General features: G+C 37.7%; 2 protein-coding genes and 1 pseudogene. 2 read left to right on the plus strand and 1 reads right to left on the minus strand.

The annotated features are described in order from the left end of the window. Both GBN19_RS15350 and GBN19_RS15355 read left to right on the plus strand, forming a co-directional pair. On the plus strand, positions 1–374 hold a 374-nt coding region (locus GBN19_RS15350; RefSeq protein ID WP_151778696.1), incomplete at its 5' end, for a ParA family protein. 13 nt (positions 375–387) lie between these two features. Next, complete coding sequence (locus GBN19_RS15355) at positions 388–1,299, plus strand: ParB/RepB/Spo0J family partition protein (RefSeq protein ID WP_151711071.1); 912 nt, start codon at positions 388–390, stop codon at positions 1,297–1,299. A 53-nt stretch (positions 1,300–1,352) separates the two neighbouring features. On the opposite strand, the pseudogene GBN19_RS15360 reads toward GBN19_RS15355, so the two are convergent. Then, a pseudogene (locus GBN19_RS15360) lies at positions 1,353–1,462 on the minus strand (IS5/IS1182 family transposase); the annotation flags it as partial.

The raw sequence follows: 1,462 nt of genomic DNA on the forward strand, positions 1-1,462 counted from the left end.
GTCTTAAATTATTAACCAGCAATGCGCTGGCATCTTCAACCCATGTCATTATCCCTATCGAATCCGGATCACAATATGGACTGTATGGGGTAACAGATCTTTTAAACCATCTTGAAAAGATCAAACGTATTAATCCAGATTTAGAGCTTTTAGGCGCTTTACTGATTAAGCATGATGAACGTCAGAATGTTTGTAAACTGATTCGGGATGAAGCCTTAAAACAGGTAGGCAAAATTTTAGAAACCACCATTCCTCAAAGTACTAAAGTCAATCAAGCAGCGATTCTGCAACAATCACTTTTGAAAGTAGAAAAAAATTCAAAAGTACGTAAGGCTTTTGAAAGCCTTGCCAATGAAATTGTAGCAAAAGTATAAACCTGAGAGCATTATGGCAAGCACCAAAGAGCTTTTAGCTCAGAAACTGAAACAGAATACAGAAAAACATCAGCAAGCACAGAAAGACAATATTAAAGAGCTAAAAGAATTTAGACGTAATGTCCCTATTGAGGATATCAGCCGCAGTCCAAACCAGCCGCGTAAAGTCTTTGAAGAGTCACAGTTAAAGGAACTGGCGGATTCTATTAATGAAATCGGCCTCTTGCAGCCCATTACAGTGCGTAAACTGGATAATCTGAAATATGAACTGATTGCAGGCGAGCGACGATTACGGGCGCATCAGTTACTCGGTAAGTCTGTGATTGAAGCCATTATCATTGATGCAAATAATGTAGAAGCATCTTTGTTAACCTTGGCAGAAAATTTAAAGCGTCAGGATCTGACAGATTATGAAATTTTTATTGGCCTGAACTCTCTCGATGAGAAATTAAAGAAAAACAAGCAACGTTTAGCCAATTCACTGGGTTTAAATCGCGAAGATATGTACAAGTATTTAGCGTACGAAAAGCTGCCTCAAGCAATTTTAAATGACCTTGATCTGGAACCAGGCCTGCTAGGTCGTACTGCTGCAACTGCATTCAAAAAATTTCTATCGGATCATCTGGAACAACTTTCTGAGGCCGAAACGGCTTTAATCGGGGCTTGGGAAAAAGTAAAAGACAAAAAACTTGAGCAAAGCAAAGTTACTGCCTATGCTGAAAAATTATTGAGTCAGGATCCAGAAAAACTGACCACGACATCAGTGGTCAGAAAAATTGAATATGCGGGTAAGATTGCGGGGAATATTAAACTGAATCAAAAACAGCTTAAGGTTTCTCTGAATATCTCGGAAATTGACGAAGCCAGTCTATTACAACTAGAAGATTTTTTAAAACAGCTGATTCAAAAAAGCGAAAAAGTGTAGCAAGTTGCTACACTTTTTTTAATAACCTCAAACCAATAGACCTCTTGCGAAAGTTAATTTAAGAGCATCCAATTCATCATTCCAGCAATTAAATTCATTCTTAGACCAAAGCGTTTCCGTCTATTTCTATAGCGTTCTGTTAATATCCGAAAATGTTTAAGTT

The organism is Acinetobacter brisouii (genome assembly GCF_008993995.1).
In the GTDB taxonomy this organism is placed as follows: domain Bacteria; phylum Pseudomonadota; class Gammaproteobacteria; order Pseudomonadales; family Moraxellaceae; genus Acinetobacter; species Acinetobacter brisouii_A.